Raw genomic sequence first — 24899 nt, 5'->3', positions numbered from 1 at the left:
GAGCTTTATTCCGGCCCGGCCGGAACGCCGCTGCGCGGCAGGTGTCCAACCGTTCAGCACCTTTGCTGAGTCGCGGGAGATCACCATGCTCTCTTTCACTTACGGCATCGGCGCCGTCGTTCTGGTCCTGCTGGCGGCGCTGCTCTTTTCGGCGATATGGATTTTCCGGGAGTACGAGCGCGGCATCGTGTTCACCCTGGGGCGCTTCTCGAAGGTGGCAGGGCCCGGACTGGTGTTCGTGATCCCGGCCATCCAGCAGGTGGTGCGCGTCGACCTGCGCACCGTGGTGCTCGAAGTGCCGACGCAGGATGTGATCTCGCGCGACAACGTGTCGGTGAAGGTCAGCGCGGTCGTCTACTTCCGCATCGTCGATGCGGCCAAGGCCATCATCGAGGTCAAGGACTTCTTCAACGCGACCAGCCAGCTGGCCCAGACCACGCTGCGCTCGGTGCTCGGCAAGCACCAGCTGGACGACATGCTGGCCGAGCGCGAGAAGCTCAACCTGGATGTGCGCGAGTCGCTGGACGTTCAGACGGCGTCATGGGGCATCAAGGTGTCGAACGTCGAGATCAAGCAGATCGACCTCACCGAATCCATGATTCGTGCCATCGCACGGCAGGCCGAGGCGGAACGCGAACGCCGCGCCAAGGTGATCCATGCCGAAGGCGAGCTGCAGGCATCCGAGAAGCTGTTCCAGGCCGCGCGCGTGCTGGCACAGGAGCCGCAGGCCATCCAGTTGCGCTACCTGGAAACGCTCACGGTGATCGGTGCGGACAAGAACACGACCATCGTGTTTCCGCTGCCGGTGGACCTGATCACGAGCTTTCTCGGCAAGCAGCACGCGTAGCGCGCAACGCACGAAAGCGGAAAACCGTTCGAAGCACCCGCCGGCATCCCTTCATGCCGGCTGACGCCTGACGCGCGTCAGTCCGCGTCTTCCCCACCGCCCGTCTGTGCGGCCAGCGCCGCCGCCGCGCGCAGCTTGTCCTTCTTGCTCGGCCGCGCGCCCTTGATGCCGCCGTTGCCCGAGGTGTCGACCACCACCGGTGCCGTCTCGGTCGGCTCGAAGCCCGCGATGCGCTCGCGCGGCACGCGCTGGCCCTGGCGCTTCTCGATCAGGCGGAAGTGCGCCTCGGTGGTGGGGCTCACGAAGCTGATCGCCAGCCCGCTCGCGCCCGCGCGGCCGGTGCGGCCGATGCGGTGGATGTAGTCGGTCGGCGAACGCGGCAGGTCGTAGTTGATGACCACGGGCAGCTGCGCGATGTCGAGGCCACGCGCCGCCAGGTCGGTGGCGATCACCACGTCCCAGCGGCTCTGCTTGAACTGCGCCAGGATGTCGCGGCGCGTGCCCTGCGCGATGTCGCCGTGGAAGGGCACGGCGTAGATGCCGTTGCGGTACAGCTTCTCGGCCACGGTCTGCGCGGCGTGCTGCGTGGCAACGAACACCAGCACGCGGTCCCAGGTGCCTTCGTTGTCCTTCAGCAGCTGGCGCAGCAGCTGGGTGCGGCGGGCGGCATCGACCTCGATGGCGCGCTGCACGATGTCGGGCCGGGTGCCGGGCTCGCCCTGCACGTCGACCAGCGCCGGGTCGTGCAGCATGTCGTCGGCCAGTGCCTGGATGGCGATCGGGAAGGTGGCCGAAAAGAGCAGGTTCTGGCGCCGCGCCGGCAGCAGCGCCAGGATGCGCTGCAGCTCCTCGGCAAAGCCCAGGTCGAACAGGCGGTCGGCCTCGTCGAGCACGAGCGTCGACACGGCGTCGAGCGCGAGCGCGTTGTGTTCGACCAGGTCGAGCAGCCGGCCGGGCGTGGCGACCACGATGTCGGCGCCGCCGCGCAGCCGCATCATCTGCGGGTTGATCGAGACGCCGCCGACCGCGACGACGATCTTCAGGCGCTCCGGCAGGTGCCGTGCGAAGTCTTCCAGCGTCTCGCCGACCTGGGCCGCGAGTTCGCGCGTGGGCACGAGCACCAGCGCGCGCAGCCGGCGCGACGCCGACGAGGCGGGTTCGGCGGCCAGGCGCTGCAGCAGCGGCAGGGAAAATGCGGCCGTCTTGCCGGAGCCGGTCTGTGCCGAGCCCCGCAGGTCGCGGCCCTGCAAAATGGCAGGGATGGCCGCCGCCTGGATGGCGGTCGGCGCGGCAAAGCCGCTCGCGGCGGCCGCTTGCGCGAGCGCGGGGGTCAGGCCCAGGGTATCGAATGGCATGGAACGGGCACCGGGAAAAAAGAGAGATCGAAAGAAAGACGGACCGAATGGGAACGATGAAGAACCTGCGCACCGGCAGCACGCTGGTGTACTCCACCGAGGCGGGCGGGCGCATGTGCCCCGACTGCGGCGCCCCGATGGCGCAATGCCGCTGCAAGGAACTCGCGAAGGCCCGCACGGCGGCCACGGACGGCATTGTCCGCGTATCGCACGAGACCAAGGGCCGAAAGGGCAAGGGCGTGACCGTGGTCAAGGGCCTGCCGCTCGATGCGGCGGCGCTGGCGGCCGTGGGCAAGCAGCTGAAAGCGGCCTGCGGCACGGGCGGCACGGTGAAGGACGGCACCGTGGAAATCCAGGGCGATCACCGCGAGGTGGTGATTGCCGCCCTCGTGAAGCAGGGCCACACGGTCAAGCGCGCGGGCGGCTGAACAGCGCATGAACCCCGAAGACCTGCAGCGCCTGGTGACGCTCGAAATGCCTTTTGGCAAGCACAAGGGCACGCTGATCGCCGATTTGCCCGGAAATTACCTGACCTGGTTCGCGCGCGAGGGTTTTCCCGCGGGAGAAATTGGCCGGCTGCTCGCTTTGATGCATGAAATAGACCACAACGGCCTGTCCGACCTGCTCAAACCGTTGCGAAACCGCCCGTCGGGTCGGAATGTTTCTCGATAACACAAGATTTCCCCCCTTTTTTAGGAAATCGGGCCGGATAATCCGGCTCACGTGTCTGCGAGCCTCGGCTCCCGTGCACGTAATTTGGTGATCGGTCAGTTTCGCGCCACAGCGCATTAGTTTGTTGTGATTCTGGGACTCCATCGCTTTGTGTTTTTTTGGTTTGAATTAGGAGTCCCTCCATGGGCAAGAAACTTTACGTGGGCAACCTCGCCTACTCCGTGCGTGACAACGACCTGGAACAAGCTTTCGGCGAATTCGGTTCGATCGTCAGCGCCAAGGTCATGATGGAACGTGACACCGGCCGTTCGAAGGGCTTCGGCTTTGTCGAAATGGGCACCGACGCTGAAGCACTCGCTGCAGTCGAAGGCATGAACGGCGCATCGCTGCAGGGCCGCGCCCTGACGGTGAACGAAGCCCGTCCGATGGAAGCACGTCCCCCCCGCACCGGCGGTGGTGGCGGCTACGGCGGTGGTGGCGGCGGCGGCTACGGTGGTGGCGGCGGCGGCGGTTACGGCGGCGGCGGTGGTGGCCGCAGCGGTGGCGGCGGCGGTGGTTACGGCGGCGGCGGCGGTGGCCGCGGCGGCTACTAAGCCCTCCCCCACACACTCATGAGCGCCCCGGCGCTCTGAATGAATAAAAAGCTCCTTCGGGAGCTTTTTTCGTTTCTGGCCCACCCCACAAACCCGGCCCCGTTCCCTGCCCCTTCGAGGAACACCGCGGAACCGGCTTTGCCGGGCCGCTGGTGTTGCCCCCGGAAGGGGGTTGGCGTAGCGACACGAAGTGCGCGAAGCCTGGGGGAGAGCCACGCCCTCCGGGCCATTGGTGTTGCCCCCGGAAGGGGGTTGGCGAAAGCGACACGAAGTGCGCGGAGCCTGGGGGAGAGCCAAGCCTGGGCTTACCCTGTAAGCATTAGTGCGTACCGTGGTGGTCAGCCTATGGTCAGCCGCCGGCGACGACCCTCGTCCCTTCGAAAACAGAGGGTCGAGACAATGAAAATCAAGAGACAGGCGGACTTCTTCTCAGGAGTCATGTTCGCCGCCGTCGGTGGCGCGTTCGCCATCGGCGCCACCACCTACACCATCGGCGATGGCGCCCGCATGGGGCCGGGGTACTTTCCGCTGATGCTGGGCATCCTGCTGGCGCTGCTGGGCGCGCTGATCATGTTCCAGGCCATGGTGGTCGAGAGCGCCGACGGCGACAAGATCGGCAAATGGGCCTGGAAGCCGCTGGCCTTCGTGCTCGGCGCCAACCTGGCCTTCGGCGTGCTGCTGGGCGGCCTGCCCAGCGTCGGGCTGCCGGCGATGGGCATGATCATCGCGATCTACGCGCTGACGATCATCTCGAGCATGGCCGGCGAGCACTTCAAGCTGCGCGACGTGCTGGTGCTCTCCACCATCCTGGCGGCCGGCAGCTATGTGGCCTTCATCTGGGCGCTCAAGCTCCAGATCCAGGTCTGGCCCACCTTCATTTCGGGCTGAGGAGCACACCGCCATGGAACTCTTCCACAACCTGGCGACCGGCTTCGGCGTCGCCTTCACCTTCACCAACCTGCTGTACTGCCTGGTCGGCTGCATCCTGGGCACGCTGATCGGCGTGCTGCCGGGCATCGGCCCGGTCGCGACGATCGCGATGCTGCTGCCCGCCACGTACGCGCTGCCGCCCGTGTCGGCGCTGATCATGCTGGCCGGCATCTACTACGGCGCCCAGTACGGCGGCTCGACCACGGCCATCCTGGTGAACCTGCCCGGGGAGTCGTCCTCGGTGGTCACCTGTATCGACGGCTACCAGATGGCAAGGCAGGGCCGCGCAGGCCCCGCGCTGGCCGCGGCCGGCCTGGGCTCGTTCTTCGCGGGCTGCGTCGGCACGCTGATCCTGGCCGCCTTCGCGCCCCCGCTGACCGAGCTGGCCTTCAAGTTCGGCCCGGCCGAGTATTTCTCGCTGATGGTGCTGGGCCTGATCGGTGCGGTGGTGCTGGCCTCGGGCTCGCTGCTCAAGGCGGTGGCGATGATCGTGCTGGGCCTGCTGCTGGGCATCGTGGGCACCGACGTGAACTCGGGCGTCGCGCGCTTCAGCTTCGACATCCCCGAGCTCACCGACGGCATCGGCTTCGTGGTGATCGCCATGGGCGTGTTCGGCTACGGCGAAATCATCGGCAACCTCTCGCAGCCCGATGACGAGCGCGAGGTGTTCACGCACAAGGTGAAGGGCCTGTGGCCCACCAAGGACGACTTCAAGCGCATGACGCCCGCCGTGCTGCGCGGCACGGCGCTGGGTTCGGCCCTGGGCATCCTGCCCGGCGGCGGTGCGCTGCTGGCGGCCTTTGCGGCCTACGCGCTGGAGAAGAAGATCAAGATGCGCCCGGGCGAAGTGCCCTTCGGCAAGGGCAACATCCGCGGCGTGGCCTCGCCCGAGTCGGCCAACAACGCCGGCGCGCAGACCTCCTTCATCCCGCTGCTGACGCTGGGCATCCCGCCCAACGCCGTGATGGCGCTGATGGTGGGCGCGATGACGATCCACAACATCCAGCCCGGTCCGCAGGTGATGACCAGCAACCCCGAGCTGTTCTGGGGCCTGATCGCCTCGATGTGGATCGGCAACGCGATGCTGATCATCCTGAACCTGCCGCTGATCGGCATGTGGATCAAGCTGCTGACGGTGCCCTACAAGTTCCTGTTCCCCGCCATCGTGCTGTTCTGCGCGATCGGCGTGTACTCGACCAACAACAACACCTTCGACGTGTGGATGGTGGCGATCTTCGGCTTCATCGGCTACCTGTTCCTGAAGCTGCGCACCGAGCCGGCCCCGCTGCTGCTGGGCTTCATCCTCGGGCCGATGATGGAAGAAAACCTGCGGCGCGCGCTGCTGCTGTCGCGCGGCGCGTGGAGCGTGTTCGTGACGCGGCCGCTGTCGGCGGGCCTGCTGATCGCCGCGGCGCTGCTGCTGGCCATCGTGCTGCTGCCGGCGATCAAGGCGAAACGCGAAGAAGCATTCGTCGAAGATTGATCCTCGGTGCCCCCGAAAAAAGCCCCTGGCCTCGCGCCAGGGGCTTTTTTTATTTCAGGAACGCGTCGTAAGCCGTCTTCAGGATCAGCGCACTCACCACCACGATGAACACGATCCGCACGAAGCCCGCGCCGTGCTTCAGCGCCACGCGCGTACCGACCAGGCTGCCGGCCACATTGGCCACGGCCATCACCAGCCCGTAGTGCCACCAGACGTGGCCCTTGGCGGCCAGCAGGATCAGCGCGGCGGCGTTGGTCAGCGTGTTGATGACCTTGGCCGAGGCCGAGGCGTTGAGGAAGTCGTAGCCCATCCAGCGCACGAACAAAAACACCAGGAAGCTGCCCGTGCCCGGCCCGAAGAAGCCGTCGTAGAAACCGATGGTCAGGCCGATGGTGCTGGCCGCCAGCGTCTCGGCACGGCCGCTGAAGCGCGGCGCGTGCAGCCGGCCCATGTCCTTGCGCGCCAGCGTGTAGATCAGCACGCCCAGCAGGATGACCGGCAGTGCCCGGCGCAGGAAGTCGCCCGGAAAGACCGTGACGGTCCAGGCGCCGAGCATCGAGCCGCCGAAGCCCAGCAGCGCGGCCGGCCACATGGCGCTCCAGCGCATCTGCACCCGCTGGCTGAACTGGGCCGCCGAGGCCGCGGTGCCCCAGATGGACGCGCTCTTGTTGGTGCCCAGCAGCGTGGCGGGCGGCGCGCCCGGAAACACCGCAAAGAGGGCCGGCACCAGGATCAACCCGCCGCCGCCCACGATCGCATCGATAAAACCCGCGAGCAGTGAGGCGCCCGTGACCACCAGCATTTCCATGCGGGCGATTGTCTCACCGGAATCGCTATCGAAACGATAGCTGTGGTGGCCGGTACCGGCTGGCCAGGAGGCTTGTTTGGCTTGGAAGAAAGCGCCCGCGTTTGCGCTGCGAACGGGCAAAAAAAAAGCGCCGACCAGCGGCGCTTTTCAAATATCAGACAGGCATCTCGTACGGAGCCTTTGAAGAATGTTCTTGTTGATCGATCAGAAGCTTGTCTCCTCGGACCCTCGGCAGTACGAGCAGGGCCCGTCGCGAGTGCGCAGATTGTGCAAGCGCGCACCCGCCCGGTGCATTAGGAATTACCCGCTTCGTGTTACTTCGACCCCCCGGTTGGGAAACCAAAGTGTTTCAGGCAGTTAACAAGATGGCATGACTCGTGCACACAGGCCTCTTGTCCACCACTCCAAGAAGAAACGGTCATGGCCCTGCTGGCACCCCAAGCCTCCCTGAACGCGGCCGACACCGCCTGGATGATGACCTCGACTGCGCTGGTGCTGCTGATGACGCTGCCCGGCATCGCGCTCTTCTATGCCGGCATGGTGCGGCGCAAGAACGTGCTGGCCACCATGGCCGGGGTGGTGGCGATCGCCGCGGTGGTCTCGCTGACCTGGTTCGCGCTCGGCTACTCGCTGGCCTTCACGCCCGGCTGGCCCTGGCTGGGCAAGCTCTCGCGCATCGGCTTCTCGGGCTTCGAGTACCTGAAGGAGGCCGGCCAGGTGGCCGTGAGCCACGTGGCGCCGAACGTGCCGGAATCGGTCTACGCCATGTTCCAGCTGAGCTTCGCGATCATCACCACCGCGCTGGTGCTCGGCGCCTTTGTCGAGCGCATGCGCTTCTCGGCGCTGCTGTGGTTCGCGCTGCTGTGGAGCGTGCTCGTGTACGCACCCGTGGCGCACTGGGTGTGGGAGCCGGGCGGCTGGCTCGCGCAGATGGGTGCGCTCGACTTCGCGGGCGGCTCGGTGGTGCACATCAACGCGGGCATCGCGGGGCTGGTGTGCGCCTATGCGCTCGGGCCGCGCCGGGGCTACGGGCGTGAGGCCTTCGAGCCCTACAGCCTGGCGCTCACCATGACGGGCGCGGGCCTGCTGTGGGTGGGCTGGTTCGGCTTCAATGCCGGCTCGGCGGTGGCGGCCGACGGACGCGCCGGCCTGGCCATGCTGGTCACGCACATCGCCGCGGCGGCCGGCGCCATGAGCTGGATGGTCGGCGAATGGATCGTGCGCCGCAGCCCCTCGCTCTTGGGCCTGTGCTCCGGCCTCGTGGCCGGGCTGGTGGCGATCACGCCGGCGGCCGGCTTCGTCACGCCGCTGTCGGCGCTGGCCATCGGCGCCATCGCCGGGCTGGCCTGCTACTGGGGCGCCACGGGCCTGAAGCACCTGCTCGGTGCGGACGACTCGCTCGACGTGTTCGGCGTGCACGGCATCGGCGGCATCGTGGGCGCGCTGCTCACGGGCGTGTTCGCCGACCCGCGCATCTCGGGCGCGACGGGCAGTGTGCTGACGCAGGCCATCGCGGTCGCCAGCGTGGCGATCTACAGCGCGGCGGGCACGGCCATCGTCTTGTTCCTCGTGCATGTGCTGGTCGGATTGCGCGTCGACCCCGAGAGCGAACTCGTGGGCCTCGATCTTGCTCAACACAGAGAACACCTGGGAGCCTGACCCAACGACGGAGACCCCGCCATGCCCTCCATGTCCGAAAGCGAACGCATCGCCCTCGCTGCCCGCCTTCACGTGGCGCTGCGGCGCAAGCACGGACGCGTGACCGACACCGAATGGATGGCCACCAACGCCGAGTACGCCGCCGAGATCGTGCGCATGACGCGCCAGCACGCCGCCGAGACGAAGGACGACGAACTCGACCAGCTCGCCACGCGGCTGGAGCAGGCCATGGAACCGCTGGCCCGCGCCGCGCGCTTGGCGGCGCGCCAGCCCGACGGCCTGCCACCCACGCCGCCGCCGCGCTATGTCGGCGGGCTGCGCTGACGACGCTTCAGTTCGCCGCCAGCGCCGCCTTGCGGATCGACGCCAGCGCCGCCTTGCGGATCGACGCCAGCGTGCTCGCGGGCGTGATCGCCTCCGGGTCCAGCAGGCAATGCAGGATCGCCGGCTTGCCGCTGGCACGCGCACGCGCCAGTGCGGGGCCGAATTCTTCCGTCGTGGTCACGCGCTCGCCGTGGCCGCCGAACACCTCGGCATAGCCGCGGAAGTCGGGGTTCTTCAACTGCGTGGCGCTGATGCGGCCGGGGTAGTGCTTTTCCTGGTGCATGCGGATCGTGCCGTACATGCCGTTGTCCAGCAGCACCACGAGGATCGGCAGGCCGTACTGCACGGCAGTGGCGAACTCCTGGCCGTGCATCATGAAATCGCCGTCGCCCGCGAACACGACCACCTCGCGTTCGGGCCACAGCCGCTTGGCGCCGACGCCGGCCGGCAGGCCGTAGCCCATCGAGCCGCTGGTCGGCGCGAGCTGGCTCGCGAACGCGCGGAACGGCCAGAAGCGGTGCACCCAGGTCGCGAAGTTGCCCGCGCCGTTGCAGAAGATGGTGTCGGCCGGCAGCACCTCGCGCAGATGCTGCATGACCTCGCCCATCTGCAGCGGGCCGGGGATGCGGACCGCGGCCGGATCGCTCCAGCGCAGGAAGTCTTCGCGCGCGGTCTTCGTCTCGGCCTGCCACACGGGCGGTGACGCCGGACGCAGCGCGGACACCGCTTCGGCGAACGCCTGCGGCGTGGCGTGGATGCCCTGCGTCGGGCGGTAGAGCTTGCCGAGCTCGTCGGCATCGGCGTGCACATGCACCAGCGCCTGCTTCGGCTGCGGGATCGCGAACAGCTCATAGCCCTGCGACGGCACTTCCGACAAGCGCCCGCCCACCAGCAGCACGAGGTCCGCATCGCGGATGCGCGCCAGCATGCGCGGATTCGCGCCGAGCCCCAGGTCGCCCGCGTAGCAGGGGTGCTCGGCGGACATCAGCATCTGGCGGCGGAACGAGCAGTACACGGGCAGCGAATACGCCTCGGCGAACTGCGCGAACTGCTGCGTCGCGGCTTCCGACCAGCGGCTGCCGCCCAGGATGACGACCGGCCGCTGCGCCTGCGACAGGCGCAGCTGCAGCTCGGCCAGTTGCGCCGGGCCGGGGTAAGTCTCGGTCACCGAATAAGGCAGCGCATCGGCCACCACGGCGGCTTCGGTGAGCATGTCTTCGGGCAGCGCGATCACCACGGGACCGGGCCGGCCCGAGGTCGCGACATGGAAGGCGCGCGACACCAGCTCGGGCACGCGCGCCGGATCGTCGATCTGCACGACCCACTTGGCCATCGTGCCGAAGACCGCGCCGTAGTCCAGCTCCTGGAAGGCTTCGCGGCCCATCGCGTCGCGCGCGACCTGGCCGACGAACAGCAGCAACGGCGTCGAATCCTGGTGCGCGATGTGCACGCCCGCCGCCGCGTTGGTGGCGCCGGGGCCGCGCGTGACGAAGCAGATGCTGGGCTGGCCCGTGAGCTTGCCCTGCGCCTCGGCCATCATTGCCGCGCCGCCTTCCTGCCGGCACACCGTCACGTCGATCGATGCGTCGTGCAGCGCGTCGAGCACGGCCAGGAAGCTTTCGCCGGGCACGCAGAAGAGCTGCTTGACGCCGTGGGTGATGAGCTGGTCGACCAGGATCTGGCCGCCGGTGCGGGAGGAAGTCATGAGGGTTCCAGTGGAATGAAGAGGAGAGGTCAGGAGAGCGCGGCGCAGGCGGCGGCGATGCGCGCACACGCCTCTTCCAGCTGCGCCATCGACGTCGCATACGAGATGCGGAAATACGGCGCGAGCCCGAACACGCTGCCCGGCACCACCGCCACCTCGAAATCCTGCAGCAGGTAGCGGCAGAAGTCGCTGTCGGTCTGCAGCAGCGCGCCGGCGGCGGTGCGCTTGCCGAGCACGCCGGCGCAGCTTGCGAAGGTGTAGAAGGCGCCCTCGGGCACGCGGCAGTGCAGGCCTGGCGTGCGGTTGAGCGCGGCCACGACGGCATCGCGGCGCTGTTGAAAGGATGCGCAGCGCTCGGCCACGATGCCCTGCGGGCCGGTGAGCGCCTCGATCGCCGCGGCCTGGCTCACGGACGACGGGCACGAGGTCGACTGGCTCTGCACCACGGCCATCGCCGCGATGAGCGGGCGCGGTCCCGCGCCGTAGCCGACGCGCCAACCGGTCATCGCATAAGCCTTCGACACGCCGTTCACCGTCAACGTGCGTTCGCGCAGCCGAGGCTCCACGGCCACCGGCGTTGCGAACGCGAGGCCGTCATAGAGGATGTGCTCGTAGATGTCGTCCGCCAGCACCCAGACGTGGGGGTGGTCGAGCAGCACATCGGTGATCGGCTTGAGTTGTGCCGCGCTGTAGGCCGCACCGCTCGGGTTCGACGGCGAGTTGAGAAAGAGCCAGCGCGTGCGCGGCGAGATGGCCGCCTGCAGCTGCGCCGCCGTCAGCCGAAAGCCGTTCTCCTCCCCGCACGCGACCGACACCGGCACGCCGCCGCAGATCTGCACGATGTCCGCATACGAAGTCCAGTACGGCGCCGGCAGGATCACTTCGTCGCCCGGGTTCAGGCTCGCCATCAGCGCGTTGAAGATCACCTGCTTGGCGCCCGCGCTCACGCTGATCTCGTCGAGCGCGAAGTCCAGCGCGTTGTCGCGCTTGAACTTCAGCTGCACGGCCGCCTTCATCGCCGGGCTGCCGTCGAGCACCGTATAGCGCGTGTCGCCGCGCGCAATGGCCTGCGAGGCGGCATGCCGGATGTTCTCGGGCGTGTCGAAGTCGGGCTCGCCCGCGCCCAGCACGATCACCGGGCGGCCGGCGCGCTTGAGCGCCTGCGCGTGGTCGGTGATGCGCAGGATCTCCGAGACATTGATGGCGCGCACGCGTTGCGCCGGCGAGAACACGGCGGCGTCTGTCACTTGGCGTAGGTCTCCAGCGGCTTGTCGTTGGGTTCGAGGATCAGCTGCTTGAGCGCGGGGCTCATCGGCAGGTTGAGGCTGGTGTTCTTCGGCGGGATCGCGGCCACGAACCACTTGGTGTAGATCTTCTCGAGCTCGCCGCTCTTCATGAGCTTGCGCAGCGAATCGTCCACCGCGGCCTTGAAGGCCGGGTCGTCCTTGCGGAACAGCAGCGCGATCGGCTCGGAGCCCAGCGCCTCGCCGGTGATGCGGTAGGCCGTCGGGTTCTTCGAGTTCGCGATGATGCCGGCGAGCAGGTTGTCGTCGAGCACGAAGGCGTCGGCGCGGCCCGACTCCATGAGCAGGAAGCTCTCCAGGTGGTCCTTGCCGAGCATGGTGTTGTACGAGACGTTCTGTGCGCGCTCGCGCTTGCGCAGCAGCTGCACGGCGGTGGTGCCGGTCGAGGCCGACACGTTGCGGCCCGCGAGCTGGTCGAGCGTGGTGATGCCCGAGTCGACCTTGGTCGCCATGCGCACTTCGCTCACGTACGTGGTGAGCGCGAAGGCCACCTGCTGCTGGCGCGCGGTGTTGTTGGTGGTGGGGCCGCAGCCGATGTCCAGCGTGCCGTTCTGCACCAGCGGGATGGTGTTCTGCGCGGTCACGGCCATGTACTCGAGCTTGGCGTTGGGCGTGATGTCCTTGAGCACGCGCTCGCAGAGTTCGACGTGGTAGCCCACGTACTTCTCGCCCGCGCCCAGCATGTAGGCCATGGGCGGCGAGGCTTCGCGCACGCCGAGCACGACCTTGCCGCTCGCCTTGATCTTGTCGAGCGTGCCGCCCGTGGGCGCCTGCTGCGCGGTGGCGGTGGTGCCGAAGGCGAGCGCAAGCAGCGCGGCGGTGGCGAGGGTCTTCAGTTGCATCTTCATCTTTGCTGTCTCCTGGTGGTTTTTCTGGGGGGATAGGTACGGCCGCTGCCTGGCCGCTGCGGCGAAACGCCGCGCGGCAGGCACCACGGGCCGGGGTTGTTCAGTCGCCGATGTCGAAGGTCACGCCTTGAGCCAAGGGCAATGCCGTCGAGTAGTTGATGGTGTTGGTGGCGCGGCGCATGTAGGCCTTCCAGCTGTCCGAGCCCGCTTCGCGCCCGCCGCCGGTTTCCTTCTCGCCACCGAAGGCGCCGCCGATCTCGGCACCGCTCGGGCCGATGTTGACGTTGGCGATGCCGCAGTCCGAACCTGCGCTGGACATGAAGCGCTCGGCCTCGCGCACATTGAGCGTGAAGATCGACGACGACAGGCCCGCGCCCACCGCGTTGTGCCATTCGATGGCTTCGTCGAACGTGCGGTAGCGCACCACATAGAGGATGGGCGCGAAGGTCTCGCGCAGCACCGGGCCGGCGTGCGACGTCAGCTCCACCAACGCCGGGCGCACATAGAACGCGTCCGGCGTGCCGATGCCCTCGACGCGCTGCCCGCCGTGCACCGTGGCGCCGGTCTCGCGGCTTTCGTTCAGGGCCTTCTGCATGCCGTCGAAGGCCGCGCGGTCGATCAGCGGACCGACCAGCGTGCCAGCCTCGCGCGGGTCGCCCACCTGCACGTTGCCATAGACCTTCACGAGCTGGGGCACCAGCTGGTCGTACACGCTCTCGTGCACGAACAGGCGCCGCAGCGTGGTGCAGCGCTGGCCCGCCGTGCCCATGGCCGCGAAGGCGATGCCACGCAGCGTGAGGTCCAGGTCGGCCGAGGGCGTGACGATGGCGGCGTTGTTGCCGCCCAGTTCGAGGATGGCGCGGGCAAAGCGGGCCGCCAGCTTCGGTCCGACCTGCCGGCCCATGGCCGTGGAGCCGGTGGCCGAGAGGATCGGCACGCGGGGGTCGTCGACCAGCACTTCGCCGATGTCGCGCCGGCCCAGCAGCAGGCCGAGCAGGCCTTCGGGCGCGTCGCCGAAACGCTCGATGGCGCGCTGCGCGATGGCGTGCACGGCCAACGCGGTGAGCGGCGTCTTCTCGGACGGCTTCCACACCACCGGGTCGCCGCACACCAACGCGAGCGCCGCATTCCACGACCACACGGCCACCGGAAAGTTGAAGGCCGAGATCACGCCGCACACGCCCAGCGGGTGCCAGGTTTCCATCATCCGGTGCTCGGCGCGTTCGGTGGCCAGCGTGAGGCCGTAGAGCTGGCGCGAGAGGCCGACCGCGAAGTCGCAGATGTCGATCATTTCCTGCACCTCGCCCGCGCCTTCGGACGGGATCTTGCCGGCCTCCAGCGTGACGAGGCGGCCCAGGTCGCGCTTGGCGGCGCGCAGCTCTTCGCCCAGCAGGCGCACCAGTTCGCCACGGCGTGGTGCCGGCACCAGGCGCCAGGCCTTGAAGGCCTCGTGCGCACGGCCGATGGCGCCGGAGGCTTCCACGGCCGTGGTCTGCGGCACCTGCGCGATCACCTCGCCGCTGACCGGCGAGCGCACCGTGAGGTCGCCGCCGGTGTGGGCGGTGCGGGGCACGCCCAGGCGATGCAGCAGTTGGTCGACCTCGGCGGGGAGGGACACGGGGGTCTGGGCTTCTGGCATGGACGCTCCAGGGAGAAGGAAGGACAGAAGAAGAAATGCGACAGCAGGAACGGGCCAATATGTGCGAAACCCGCGCCCTTGCCTAGCGAAAAATTGGAAGGACTTGGTGCGTTTTGCGAATGAACTCCGTGACAACACCTTCCTTCAACGCACGACAAACGCCCACCCGCACAATGCGCACGTGCCCCGAAAACCGCCCGATCCCTCGCCGCCCCGACCCTATTGGCTCTACCTGCTGGAATGCGAAGGCGGCGTGTACTACGCGGGCATCGCGCTCGACGTGGAGCAGCGCTTCTTCCAGCATGTCTTCGGGCTGGGTGCCAAGTTCACGCGCGCGCGTCCGCCGCAGCGCGTGCTGGCGGCGCGCCAGTACCCCGACAAGGGCGCCGCGCTGCGGGCGGAGATCGCGCTCAAGGCGCTGCCTCGCGCGCGCAAGCTGGCGTTCTTCGAGAGCTAGCCCCCCGCCGCGGGCGACCTGCGCAGCATCACCGGCAGGCACAACAGATAAAGCACGGCGCCGGCCAGCCACACGATGCCCGGAAAGCGCGTGCGAAACGCAAAGTAGACCGAGCTGATCACCAGCGGCCCGACCACCGAGGCCAGGCTGGAGAGGCTCGCGAGCACGCCCTGCAGCCGCCCCTGCTCGGCCTCGCCCACGCGCCGCGAGAGCGTCGCCTGCAGTGCGGGCTGGCCGATGCCGCCCATGCACAGCAGCGGCAGCAGCGCGAGCGCCATCCAGCCCTGCGTGGCGAAGGCGATCAGTGCGTAGGCCGTGCAGTCGGCGAGCGTGCCGAGGGCGATCGCCGCGCGCTCGCCCCAGCGCTCGACCACCGGTCCCGCCACGAAGCCCTGCACCAGCGCATGCAGCAGGCCGAAGCAGGCGAGCGACAGGCCGACCGTGGTGGCGTTCCAGGCGAAGCGGTCCTCGCCGTAGAGCACCCAGGTCGTGCCGGCGACCTCGCCCACCATCACGAGCACCCCGAACACGCCCAGGATCGGCAGCAGCGCAGGAATGCCCGCGGCCCAGCGCAGCGGCGCCAGCGGATGCAGCACGCCGCGGTCGAAGGGCCGGGCCGCGAGCGCCGGCGGGCGCGACTCGCGCAGCACCAGCAGGCCAACCAGGAACGTGATGCCGTTGAGCACCGCGGCGGCCACGAAGGGCAGCCGCACGCCGTGGTCGCCGAGCACGCCGCCGATGGCCGGCCCGGCGATGAAGCCCAGCCCGAAGCAGGCGCCCATGCGGCCGAACCAGCGCGCGCGCTGGTGCTCGGGCGTGAGGTCGGCGATGGCCGCCGAGGCCACCGCCATGTTCGCGCCCGTCATGCCTGCGATGGCGCGGCCCACGAACAGCATCCACAGCGAGGGCGCGAAGGCCATGAAGAGCGCATCGATCGCCGCGCCCGCCACCGACACCAGCAGCACCGGCCGGCGGCCGAAGCGGTCGCTCAGCGCGCCGAGCACGGGCGCGCACAGGAACTGCATCAGCGCGTAGAGCGACAGAAAAGCGCCGAAGCGCCAGCCGAGGTCGCCGGTGTGGCCGACCTCGCGCAGCAGGCCCGGCACGATGGGCATGACCAGGCTGATGCCGACGGCGTCGAGCGTGACGATCGCGAGGATCACCGCCTGCGCGTGGCGCCCGCCCGCGACGGCGGACGGAGAAGAAAGATCAGAATTTATCATTGATAAGGAATTATCAGCGATAAATTCCAGGCTGTGAAGCACCCCTCATTCGCCCGACTCCGGGCACGCACACCGACATGAAACTGGACAGTGAAGTGATCCTCGAAGCCGCGCTCGCGCTGCTCGACGAGGTCGGCATGGACAAGCTCAGCACCCGGCTGCTGGCCGAGCGGCTCGGCGTGCAGCAGCCTGCGCTGTACTGGCATTTCAAGAACAAGCGCGCGCTGCTCGACGCGATGAACCGCGAGATCCTGCGCCGCGCGCACGACCGCCGGCTGCCGCTGGAGGGCGAGTCGTGGGAGACCTTCCTGCGCGAGAACGCGCGCAGCTTCCGGCGCGCGCTGCTGGCGCGGCGCGACGGCGCGCGCCTGCATGCCGGCTCCGAGCCCGACCCGGGCGACCTCGAGATGGTGGAGGCCCAGCTGGCCGCCGTGGTCAGCCGGGGCCTGCCGGCCACGCAGGCGATGGCGTTGCTGATCGCGCTGGGCCGCTACACCGTGGGCTGCGTGCTGGAGGAACAGGCGGCACCGCCCGATGCGGAAATCCGGCAGCAGGCGCTCGATGCCGCCGCAGCCTCGCGCCCGCTGCTGGCCGAGGCCTTCGCCAGCTACCGCAAGGCCGGCCCCGATGCGATGTTCGAGGTCGGCGTGGACCTCATGCTCGAAGGCGCGAAGGCGCGCCTGGCGGCGGACACCCAGCGCGGCGCCAAGCCGCGCCGCTGAGCCGCCTCAGAGGTTGCGGTTGTCTTCCAGAATCCAGCCCGCCGCCTTCTCCGCCATCATCAGCGTCGGACTGTTGGTGTTGCCGCTGGTGATGGTGGGCATCGCGCCCGCATCGACCACGCGCAGGCCGCGCACGCCGCGCACGCGCAAGCGCGCATCGAGCACCGCCATCGGGTCGCCGTCGGCGCCCATCTTGGTGGTGCCGACCGGATGGAAGATGGTCGTGGCGATGTCGCCGGCCAGCCGCGCGAGGTCTTCGTCGGTCTGGTACTGCACGCCGGGTTTCCACTCCTGCGGCTTGTACTTCGCGAGCGCGGGCTGCTGCGCGATGCGGCGCGTCACGCGCAGCGAATCGGCCGCGACCTTGCGGTCTTCCTCGGTGCTCAGGTAGTTGGGCGCGATGGCGGGCGCGTCTTCGAAACGCGCGCTCTTGATTCGCACCGAGCCCCGGCTCGTCGGGTTCAGGTTGCACACGCTCGCGGTGAAGGCCGGAAAGCTGTGCAGCGGCTCGCCGAAGGCGTCGAGCGACAGCGGCTGCACGTGGTACTGGATGTTGGGCCACGCGCGGTCGGGCGAGCTGCGCGTGAAGGCGCCGAGCTGCGACGGCGCCATGCTCATCGGGCCGCTGCGCTTGAGCAGGTATTCGAGGCCGATCTTCGCCTTGCCGACCAGCGACGAGGCCAGCACGTTGAGCGTGGGCGCGCCCTCGATCTTGTAGACCGCGCGGATCTGCAGATGGTCCTGCAGGTTGGCGCCGACGCCGGGTGCATCGAGCGCCACGTCGATGCCGTGCTGGCGCAGCAGATCGGCCGGGCCGACACCCGACAGCTGCAGGATCTGCGGCGAGCCGATGGCGCCCGCGCTCAGGATCACTTCGCACTCGGCGTGCGCCGTGGTCATCTCGGAGCCGTCCCACACCTGCGCACCGGTGCAGCGTTTGGTGCCGTCGGGCAGCGTCTCGAACAGCAGGCGCGACACCTGCGCGCCGGTCCACAGCTCGAAGTTGGGGCGGCCGTAGCAGGTGGGCCGCAGGAAGGCCTTGGCGGTGTTCCAGCGCCAGCCGTTCTTCTGGTTGACCTGGAAGTAGCCCACGCCTTCGTTGCTGCCGCGGTTGAAGTCGGCGGTGTGCGGCACGCCGGCCTGCACGGCCGCGTCGGCAAAGGCGTCGAGGATGTCCCAGCGCAGCCGCTGTTTCTCGACACGCCATTCGCCGCCCGCGCCGTGCATCTCGTCGGCGCCGAGGTAGAAGTCTTCGTGCTTGCGAAAGGCCGGCAGCACGTTCTCCCAGCGCCAGCCTTCGTCGCCCGTGAGTTCAGCCCAGTGTTCGTAGTCGCGCGACTGGCCGCGCATGTAGATCATGCCGTTGATGCTCGAGCAGCCGCCCAGCGTCTTGCCACGCGGATAGCGCAGCGTGCGGCCGTTGAGGCCCGCGTCGGGCTCGGTGTTGTAGAGCCAGTCGGTGCGCGGGTTGCCGATGCAGTACAGGTAGCCCACCGGAATGTGGATCCAGTGGTAGTCGTCCTTGCGGCCGGCCTCGATGAGCAGCACGCGCTTGGTCTTGTCGGCGCTCAGGCGGTTGGCGATGAGCGAGCCGGCGGTGCCGGCGCCGATGATGATGTAGTCGAAGGTGGTGTCGCTCATGGCGGCTGGCTTGTGTCTCTCGTTGTTCTTCGGATGGAAGCAGCGCCGCGCGTGCGGCGCCCCTTTTTACTTCGCCGTCGGCATCACGAACTCGGCGCCCTTGCCGATGCTCTCCGGCCAGCGCTGCATGATCGACTTCTGCTTCGTATAGAAGCGCACGCCCTCTTCGCCATACGCGTGCATGTCGCCGAACAGGCTCTTCTTCCAGCCGCCGAAGCCGTGCCAGGCCATCGGCACCGGGATCGGCACGTTGATGCCGACCATGCCGACCAGGATGCGGCGGCCGAACTCGCGCGCCACGTTGCCGTCGCGCGTGAAGCAGCTCACGCCGTTGCCGAACTCGTGCGCGTTGATGAGGTCGACGGCTTCCTTGAAGGTCGCGACGCGCAGGCAGCCCAGCACGGGGCCGAAGATCTCTTCCTTGTAGATGCGCATCTCGGGCGTGACGTGGTCGAACAGCGTGCCGCCCATCCAGAAGCCGTCGCCACAGCCTTCGCCGGCCTTGTTGCCGTCGAACTGGCGGCCGTCGACCAGCAGCTTCGCGCCTTCCTTCTCGCCCTGCGCGATGTAGCCGGTGATGCGCTCGTGCGCGGCGCGCGTGACGATCGGGCCCATCTCGGCCGCGAGGTTCTCGCCATCGAGCACCTTCAGCGTCTTCGTGCGCTCGATGAGCTTGGGCAGCAGCCGGTCGGCCACGTCGCCCACCAGCACCGCGACGCTGATCGCCATGCAGCGCTCGCCGGCCGAGCCGTAGCCGGCGCCGATGAGGGCGTCCACGGCCTGGTCGATGTCGGCGTCAGGCATGACGACCATGTGGTTCTTCGCGCCGCCCAGCGCCTGCACGCGCTTGCCGTGGCGGGCACCGGTTTCGTAGATGTAGTTGGCGATGGGCGTGGAGCCGACGAAGCTGATCGCCTTGACATCGGGGTGCTCCAGCAGCGCGTCGACCGCGGCCTTGTCGCCCTGCACCACGTTGAACACGCCGTCGGGCAGGCCGGCCTTCTTGAGCAGCTCGGCCATCAGCAGCGACGCGCTCGGGTCGGTCGGGCTGGGCTTGAGCACGAAGGTGTTGCCCGCGGCGATGGCCACCGGGAACATCCACATCGGCACCATCACCGGGAAGTTGAAAGGCGTGATGCCGGCGACCACGCCCAACGGCTGGCGCAGCGTCCAGTTGTCGATGCCGGTGCTCACCTGGTCGGTGAAGTCGCCCTTGAGCAGCTGCGGAATGCCGCAGGCGAACTCGACGATGTCGATGCCGCGGCTCACCTCGCCCTGCGCGTCGGTGAAGACCTTGCCGTGCTCGGCGGTGATGAGGTGGGCGAGCTCGTCCTTGTGCTGGTTGAGCAGCTCCAGGAACTTGAACATCACGCGCGCCCGGCGAATGGGCGGTGTGTCGGCCCAGGCCGGGAACGCGGCCTGCGCGGCGGCCACGGCGGCGGCCACCTGGGCGGCGTCGGCCAGGCCGACCTTGCCGGTGACGGCGCCGGTGGCGGGGTTGGTCACGTCCTGCGTGCGGCCGGAGGTGTTGGCGGCGGGGGCGCCGGCGATGTGGTGGTCGATATTTCGGGTGCTGATGGACATGTGCGGGTCTCCTGAAGGCAATTTGGCCCAATCCACGAAGAGAAAGCCAATGAATTCGCGTCGATGGCGCTATAAATCAGTCTTATATGACTACGTCATCGATGGACCTCCAGATTCTGCGCGCCTTCATCCTGGCGGCGCGCGAGGGCAACGTCTCGCGCGCCGCCGAAAAGCTGCACCTCACGCAGCCCGCGGTGAGCCTGCAGCTCAAGCGTTTCGCGGAAGAAACCGGGCTGGTGCTGTTCACCCGCACGCCGCACGGGCTGGCGCTCACGGCCGACGGCGCGGCGATGCTGCCGCAGGCCGAGCGCGTGCTGGCGGCCGTGGGCGACCTGCAGCAGGCCGCGCGCAACCTGCAGGTCACGGTGCGCGGGGCGCTGCGCATCGGCACCATCCTCGACCCGGAGTTCACGCGGCTCGGTGTGTTCCTGCGCGAGCTGGTCGAGGCCGCGCCGCAGATCGAGACCGAGCTGCGCCACGGCATGAGCGGCAGCGTGCTGGCGCAGGTGCTGCGCGGCGAGCTCGACGTGGGCTTTCACCTCGACGCCGGCGACGAACCCGACGCCGCCGCGCCGGCGCCGCTGGCGGTGCGCACGCTCACCCGCTTCAGCTACCGCGTGGTCGCGCCGGCCGGCTGGGGCCCGCAGGTGCTCGGGCGCGACTGGAAGGCGCTGGCCGCCCTGCCCTGGCTCGCCACGCCGCCCGAGTCCGCGCACCACCGTTTGCTGGAACGTGTGTTCGGCCCGCTCGGCCTGGCGCCCCGGCGCGTGGCGCTGGTTGACCAGGAAGCCTCGATGCTCGACCTGCTGAAGTCGGGCGTCGGCCTGAGCCTGGTGCGCGACTCGATCGCGATCCGCGAAAGCCAGGCCCACGGCCTCGTGCTGGCCGACCGTGTGCGGCTCGATTGCGCGCTGCGTTTCGTCTCGCTGGCCGCGCGGCGCGACGAGCCCGTGATCGCCAGCGCATGGAACGCGCTGGCCCGCGCCTGGAGCTGAAGGGTTCCTGAAAAAAACGGCGTCTGGCCCTACGCAAACGAAGGGCCAGACGCACACAAGCCCCGGATGCACGCGGTTACGATGCGCCCTCTCACCTGAACCTTTGTTTACGTTCTGTTCCGCACGCCTGCCCATGCCTTCCAACCCGTCGCCCGCTGACGCCTCCGCCATCGACGACGCCTCTGCGCCGCCGCGCGCGCGAACGCAGGACGTGGACGGTCGCAGCTGGGCCGTGGCCAGCGGTTGCTGGACCACGCTGGCGATGTCGTCGCGGCAGGCCTGGGACGCCTTGGCCGCAGACCTCGCGGCCCTGCCGCCCGCGGACGACCGGGCCTGGGACCTGCGCCCCATCGGCCAGCTCGACCACATCGGCGCGCAGCTGCTGTGGGACCACTGGGGCCACGGCTGGCCGGCCACGCTCGAGCTGGCGCCGCAGCAGCAGGCGGTGCTCGACCATGTGGCGAAGTTCACGGTGGCCACACCCGACGAGCCGCCCAGATCGCTGAGCGACCGCTTGCGCGAACTCGCCCACAACGGCCCGCGCGCGATGGTCGTGCTGCGCGACTTTGTCGGCCTGATCGGCCAGCTCGCGCTCGACCTGTGCACGCTGGCGCGCGCACCGCACCGCGGGCCGTGGCGCGACTTCTCGGGCCATCTCTATCAGTTCGGCGCCACGGCGCTGCACATCACGGCGCTGGTCGGTCTCTTGATCGGCGTGGTGCTGGCCTACCTGATCTCGCAGCAACTGCGCCAGTACGGCGCCGAGACCTTCGTGGTGAACATCCTCGGGCTGTCGCTGATCCGCGAACTCGGGCCGGTGCTGGCCGCCGTGCTGATCGCGGGCCGCTCGGGCTCGGCGATCACGGCGCAGATCGGCGTGATGCGCGTCACCGAAGAACTCGACGCGATGCGCGTGATGGGCATCCCGCACGGCTTCCGTCTCGTGATGCCGCGCGTGCTGGCGCTGGCCATCGCGATGCCGCTGATCAGCCTGTGGACCTCGATGGCGGCGCTGGCCGGCGGCATGCTCGCGGCCGACGCCGCACTCGGCATTTCGCCGGCGTATTTCCTGTCGGCCCTGCCACGCGCGGTGCCCATCGCCAACCTCTGGCTGGCGCTGGCCAAGTCGGCGGTGTTCGGCGTGCTGATCGCGCTGATCGGCTGCTACTTCGGCATGAAGGTCAAGCCCAACACCGAGAGCCTGGGGCGCGGCACCACGTCGTCGGTCGTGACCTCGATCACTGCGGTGATCCTGGTCGATGCGCTGTTCGCCGTCCTGTTCAAGGGCATAGGATTCCGCGGATGAACGCCGCCGTGACGTCCCCGTCGAACACCGTGGTCGACATCCGCAAGCTCTGGACCGTGTTCAAGAGCCCCGATGGCGAGCAGGTGGTGCACCGCGACCTCGACCTGCACCTCGACCGCGGCGAGGTGCTGTCGCTGGTCGGCGGCTCGGGCACCGGCAAGACGGTGCTGCTGCGCCAGATCCTCGGGCTGCAAAAGCCCACGAAGGGCGCGGTCGAGGTGCTGGGCCGGGCGCCGGGCGAACTCAGCGCGGCCGGCGCGGCCAACGTGGGCATGCTGTTCCAGCACGGCGCGCTGTTCTCGGCTTTCAGCGTGCTGGAGAACATCGCCTTTCCGCTGCGCGAACTCAAGCTGCTGCCCGACGAGCTGATCCGCCATGCCGCGCTCGTGAAGCTGCAGATGGTGGGACTGGAGCCGCAGCATGCGAACAAGAGCCCATCGGACCTGTCGGGCGGCATGATCAAGCGCGTGGCGCTGGCGCGCGCGCTCATCATGGACCCGCCGCTGCTGCTGCTCGACGAGCCCACGGCCGGCCTCGACCCCGAAGCGTCGGACAGTTTCTGCGACCTGCTGCGCGGCCTGCACCGCGAGCTGGGCCTGACGGTCGTGATGGTCACGCACGACCTGGACACCCTGTTCGACCTGAGCACCCGCATCGCGGTGCTGGCCGACCAGAAGGTGATCGTGAGCGGCACGGCGCGCGAAGTCATCGCCTATCCGCATCCCTTCATCCACGAATACTTTCTCGGCGGGCGCGGCCAGCGCGCCCTGGAGGCGCTGCACGACAAGCCCGCCGCCGGCACACAACCATCCGCGCCGCGGCCCGAGGCCGCGCGCGCTGAAGAAAGGTAGGTCCCCTCATGGAAAACAAGGCCCACGCCCTCGCCGCCGGCGCCTTCGTGCTCGGCCTGATCGCCGCGCTCGTCGCGCTGGTGGTCTGGTTCACGCGCGACAACACCGTGCGCAACGTGTACGAACTCTCCACCCGCGACGCCGTGAGCGGCCTGCAGCCGCAGGCCCAGGTGCGCTACCGCGGCATCTCGGTCGGCAAGGTGACCTCGATCGACTTCGACCCCAAGACCAAAGGCAACGTGCGCGTGCGCATCACGGTCGACGAGCGCGTGCCGCTCACCACCTCCAGCTTTGCCACGCTGAGCTACCAGGGCGTGACCGGCCTGGCCTTCATTGCACTGGACGACGAGGGCGAATCGACCGTCGCGCTCAAGCCCGACAACAACAACCCGCCGCGCATTCCGCTCAAGCCCTCGATGCTCGCGAAGCTGCAGGACCGCGGCGAGGAAATCATCGACCAGGTGGAAGAAGTGACCAAGCGCGCCAACGCGCTGCTGGCCGACGCCAACCAGAAGCGCGTGGCCGACGCGCTGGAGAACATCGCAGCCGCCTCGGCCAGTGCCAACGCGCTGATCAAGCAGCTCGACAACACCGTGAAGACCGGCCTGAACCCGACGCTGGCCGCCATGCCCGAGACGCTGACGACAGTGAAGAAAGCGGCCGGCGACGTCTCGCGCGTGGCCAACAACTTCAACACCACCGTGGGCAAGCTCAACGCACCCGACGGCCCGGTCGAGCGCCTGGGCGAGGGCACCAAGGCGCTGGCGCAGGCCGTCGATTCGTTCAATGCCGCCACCCTGCCGCGCGTGAACCGCGTGGCCGACGACACCGCCCACGCGGTGCGCCGCCTGGGCCGCGCGGCCGACAGCATCAACGACAACCCGCAATCGCTGCTGTTCGGCAACGGCGGCGCGGCCGCGGGCCCGGGCGAGCCCGGCTTCGTTGCGCCCGCCGCACGCCACTGACCGGGAGCAGAACACCATGCGCATGAAGAACACCCTCCTCGCCCTCGCCAGCCTCGGCTGTGTGCTGCTGGTCGCCGGCTGCGGCATGCTGCCCGACAAGCCGGCACGCGCCACGCTGTACGACTTCGGCCCCGGCCTCTCAGCCACCGCACCTGCAGCAGCGCCGACGACCGCGCTGCCGGCGCTGTCCCTCGCGGAGTTCGACAGCAACGCGCGCCTGGACGGCACGCAGATCCTCTACCGCATGGGCTACGCCGACGCCAACGAGCTGCGCCCCTACGGCCAGTCGCGCTGGAGCCTGCCGCCCGCGCAGCTGCTGCGCCAGCGGCTGCGCGACACGCTGGCCGAGCGCCGCACCGTGCTCGGCCCTGAAGAAAGCGCGACGCTCGCGCGCACCGAAGGCATCGTGCCCGACACGCTGCGCATTTCGCTCGACGAGTTCAGCCACTACTTCGACGCGCCCGCCAGCAGCACGGGCCTGGTGCGCCTGCGCGCCACGCTGGTCCGCACCGCCACCGGCGGCGATCGCGTGATGGGCCAGCGGACCTTCACCGTGCGCCGCCCCGCCGCCAGCGCCGATGCGCCCGGCGGCGTGAAGGCGCTGGTCGCGGCGAGCGACGCGGCCATGGCCGAGGTCGTGCAATGGGTCGACCAGCTGCAGCAGCAAGACCCGCCGCAGCCGCGTGCGGCGGCGCCACGGCGCTGAACGGCCGGCGACTTGCTCTCTCTTCCTTCCAACCAACCCTGAGGAGACCCGTCCCATGAACGCAACGCGCATCGTCGGCATCCTGCTGGTCGTGGCCGGCATCGCCGGGCTCGGCCTGGGCGGCTTCAGCTTCACCAAGGAAACGCATCAGGCCAAGCTGGGCCCGCTGGAGTTCTCGGTGAAGGAAAAGCAGACCGTCAACATCCCGGCCTGGGCCGGCGTGGCGGCGATCGTGGTGGGCGGCGCGCTGGTGCTGCTGGGTGGCAAGAAGGGCTGAGCGCC

Annotated in this window: 25 protein-coding genes; 16 read left to right on the top strand and 9 right to left on the bottom strand. The window is 68.9% G+C overall.

Annotation, left to right across the window (positions count from 1 at the left end):
* Positions 1 to 85 precede the first annotated feature (85 nt).
* Positions 86 to 847, top strand: coding sequence for a slipin family protein (locus AC07OH_RS22145; RefSeq protein ID WP_489060181.1), 762 nt, complete (start codon positions 86 to 88; stop codon positions 845 to 847).
* Between the two features lie 77 nt (positions 848 to 924).
* Here the strand turns inward: AC07OH_RS22145 and AC07OH_RS22140 are convergent, their stop codons facing one another.
* Positions 925 to 2202, bottom strand: a complete 1278-nt coding sequence (locus AC07OH_RS22140) for a DEAD/DEAH box helicase (RefSeq protein WP_495302128.1) — start codon at positions 2200 to 2202, stop codon at positions 925 to 927.
* A gap of 56 nt (positions 2203 to 2258) precedes the next feature.
* On the opposite strand from AC07OH_RS22140, the gene AC07OH_RS22135 reads away from it, so the two are divergent.
* The 5 genes from AC07OH_RS22135 to AC07OH_RS22115 all read left to right on the top strand — a co-directional run bounded on the left by AC07OH_RS22135 (position 2259) and on the right by AC07OH_RS22115 (position 5880).
* Entirely contained in the window at positions 2259 to 2630 is a 372-nt protein-coding gene (locus AC07OH_RS22135) for a translation initiation factor Sui1 (RefSeq protein ID WP_489060184.1), read from the top strand.
* A 7-nt stretch (positions 2631 to 2637) separates the two neighbouring features.
* Complete coding sequence (locus tag AC07OH_RS22130) at positions 2638 to 2874, top strand: DUF3820 family protein (RefSeq protein ID WP_056584018.1); 237 nt, start codon at positions 2638 to 2640, stop codon at positions 2872 to 2874.
* A 182-nt stretch (positions 2875 to 3056) separates the two neighbouring features.
* Positions 3057 to 3467, top strand: coding sequence for an RNA-binding regulator (rbp, locus tag AC07OH_RS22125; RefSeq protein ID WP_159278843.1), 411 nt, complete (start codon positions 3057 to 3059; stop codon positions 3465 to 3467).
* A 399-nt stretch (positions 3468 to 3866) separates the two neighbouring features.
* Positions 3867 to 4355 carry a tripartite tricarboxylate transporter TctB family protein gene (locus AC07OH_RS22120; protein ID WP_070063464.1) on the top strand — a complete coding sequence of 163 codons (489 nt, stop codon included), beginning with the start codon at positions 3867 to 3869 and terminating at the stop codon, positions 4353 to 4355.
* 13 nt (positions 4356 to 4368) lie between these two features.
* Entirely contained in the window at positions 4369 to 5880 is a 1512-nt protein-coding gene (locus tag AC07OH_RS22115; protein WP_062472774.1) for a tripartite tricarboxylate transporter permease, read from the top strand.
* Positions 5881 to 5929: 49 nt separating this feature from the next.
* Here AC07OH_RS22115 and AC07OH_RS22110 read toward each other — a convergent pair whose 3' ends face one another.
* Positions 5930 to 6688, bottom strand: coding sequence for a sulfite exporter TauE/SafE family protein (locus tag AC07OH_RS22110; protein ID WP_487848825.1), 759 nt, complete (start codon positions 6686 to 6688; stop codon positions 5930 to 5932).
* 420 nt (positions 6689 to 7108) lie between these two features.
* On the opposite strand from AC07OH_RS22110, the gene AC07OH_RS22105 reads away from it, so the two are divergent.
* Together AC07OH_RS22105 and AC07OH_RS22100 are read left to right on the top strand one after the other, a co-directional pair.
* The gene (locus AC07OH_RS22105; RefSeq protein WP_495302127.1) at positions 7109 to 8347 is read left to right on the top strand and encodes an ammonium transporter; all 1239 of its coding nucleotides are present in this window, start codon (positions 7109 to 7111) and stop codon (positions 8345 to 8347) included.
* A gap of 21 nt (positions 8348 to 8368) precedes the next feature.
* Positions 8369 to 8671: a hypothetical protein gene (locus AC07OH_RS22100; RefSeq protein ID WP_082818034.1), complete on the top strand. Its 303-nt coding sequence runs from the start codon at positions 8369 to 8371 to the stop codon at positions 8669 to 8671.
* Positions 8672 to 8678: 7 nt separating this feature from the next.
* On the opposite strand, the gene AC07OH_RS22095 is transcribed toward AC07OH_RS22100, so the two are convergent.
* From AC07OH_RS22095 to amaB, 4 genes are all read right to left on the bottom strand, one after another.
* Positions 8679 to 10376, bottom strand: a complete 1698-nt coding sequence (locus AC07OH_RS22095; RefSeq protein WP_495302126.1) for a thiamine pyrophosphate-binding protein — start codon at positions 10374 to 10376, stop codon at positions 8679 to 8681.
* A 29-nt stretch (positions 10377 to 10405) separates the two neighbouring features.
* Complete coding sequence (locus AC07OH_RS22090) at positions 10406 to 11623, bottom strand: pyridoxal phosphate-dependent aminotransferase (protein WP_495302125.1); 1218 nt, start codon at positions 11621 to 11623, stop codon at positions 10406 to 10408.
* Positions 11620 to 12528, bottom strand: coding sequence for an amino acid ABC transporter substrate-binding protein (locus tag AC07OH_RS22085; protein WP_447740294.1), 909 nt, complete (start codon positions 12526 to 12528; stop codon positions 11620 to 11622). Before AC07OH_RS22085 ends, AC07OH_RS22090 begins: the two co-directional genes overlap by 4 nt.
* Before the next feature lie 100 nt (positions 12529 to 12628).
* Positions 12629 to 14167 carry an L-piperidine-6-carboxylate dehydrogenase gene (gene amaB, locus AC07OH_RS22080; protein WP_495302124.1) on the bottom strand — a complete coding sequence of 513 codons (1539 nt, stop codon included), beginning with the start codon at positions 14165 to 14167 and terminating at the stop codon, positions 12629 to 12631.
* A 181-nt stretch (positions 14168 to 14348) separates the two neighbouring features.
* Between amaB and AC07OH_RS22075 the strand changes: the two genes are divergently transcribed.
* Entirely contained in the window at positions 14349 to 14624 is a 276-nt protein-coding gene (locus tag AC07OH_RS22075; protein ID WP_489060200.1) for a GIY-YIG nuclease family protein, read from the top strand.
* Here the strand turns inward: AC07OH_RS22075 and tet are convergent.
* Entirely contained in the window at positions 14621 to 15847 is a 1227-nt protein-coding gene (gene tet / locus AC07OH_RS22070) for a Tet(A)/Tet(B)/Tet(C) family tetracycline efflux MFS transporter (protein WP_495302123.1), read from the bottom strand. The genes AC07OH_RS22075 and tet overlap by 4 nt on opposite strands.
* 77 nt (positions 15848 to 15924) lie before the next feature.
* Here tet and tetR point away from each other — a divergent pair, with 77 nt between their 5' ends.
* Entirely contained in the window at positions 15925 to 16569 is a 645-nt protein-coding gene (tetR, locus tag AC07OH_RS22065) for a tetracycline resistance transcriptional repressor TetR (RefSeq protein WP_495302122.1), read from the top strand.
* A gap of 6 nt (positions 16570 to 16575) precedes the next feature.
* On the opposite strand, the gene AC07OH_RS22060 is transcribed toward tetR, so the two are convergent.
* Positions 16576 to 18210 (bottom strand): GMC family oxidoreductase, encoded by a 1635-nt coding sequence (locus AC07OH_RS22060; protein ID WP_495302121.1) that lies wholly within the window; start codon positions 18208 to 18210, stop codon positions 16576 to 16578.
* Positions 18211 to 18276: 66 nt separating this feature from the next.
* Positions 18277 to 19794, bottom strand: a complete 1518-nt coding sequence (locus AC07OH_RS22055; protein WP_495302120.1) for a CoA-acylating methylmalonate-semialdehyde dehydrogenase — start codon at positions 19792 to 19794, stop codon at positions 18277 to 18279.
* An 86-nt stretch (positions 19795 to 19880) separates the two neighbouring features.
* Between AC07OH_RS22055 and AC07OH_RS22050 the strand changes: the two genes are divergently transcribed.
* The 6 genes from AC07OH_RS22050 to AC07OH_RS22025 all read left to right on the top strand — a co-directional run bounded on the left by AC07OH_RS22050 (position 19881) and on the right by AC07OH_RS22025 (position 24894).
* Positions 19881 to 20789: a LysR family transcriptional regulator gene (locus AC07OH_RS22050; RefSeq protein WP_495302119.1), complete on the top strand. Its 909-nt coding sequence runs from the start codon at positions 19881 to 19883 to the stop codon at positions 20787 to 20789.
* 133 nt (positions 20790 to 20922) lie between these two features.
* On the top strand, positions 20923 to 22095 hold the full coding sequence (locus AC07OH_RS22045; RefSeq protein WP_495302118.1) for an MlaE family ABC transporter permease: 1173 nt from the start codon (positions 20923 to 20925) through the stop codon (positions 22093 to 22095).
* Positions 22092 to 22946, top strand: a complete 855-nt coding sequence (locus tag AC07OH_RS22040; RefSeq protein WP_495302117.1) for an ABC transporter ATP-binding protein — start codon at positions 22092 to 22094, stop codon at positions 22944 to 22946. The genes AC07OH_RS22045 and AC07OH_RS22040 overlap by 4 nt, the downstream gene beginning before the upstream one ends.
* An 8-nt stretch (positions 22947 to 22954) precedes the next feature.
* Positions 22955 to 23911 (top strand): MlaD family protein, encoded by a 957-nt coding sequence (locus AC07OH_RS22035; protein WP_495302116.1) that lies wholly within the window; start codon positions 22955 to 22957, stop codon positions 23909 to 23911.
* A 22-nt stretch (positions 23912 to 23933) separates the two neighbouring features.
* Positions 23934 to 24617, top strand: a complete 684-nt coding sequence (locus AC07OH_RS22030) for an ABC-type transport auxiliary lipoprotein family protein (RefSeq protein ID WP_495302115.1) — start codon at positions 23934 to 23936, stop codon at positions 24615 to 24617.
* Between the two features lie 55 nt (positions 24618 to 24672).
* The gene (locus tag AC07OH_RS22025; RefSeq protein ID WP_062472741.1) at positions 24673 to 24894 is read left to right on the top strand and encodes a hypothetical protein; all 222 of its coding nucleotides are present in this window, start codon (positions 24673 to 24675) and stop codon (positions 24892 to 24894) included.
* Positions 24895 to 24899: the final 5 nt, after the last annotated feature.

Source organism: Variovorax sp. GW821-FHT10C12 (assembly GCF_059415405.1).
This window is presented reverse-complemented; position numbering and strand designations above follow the sequence as displayed.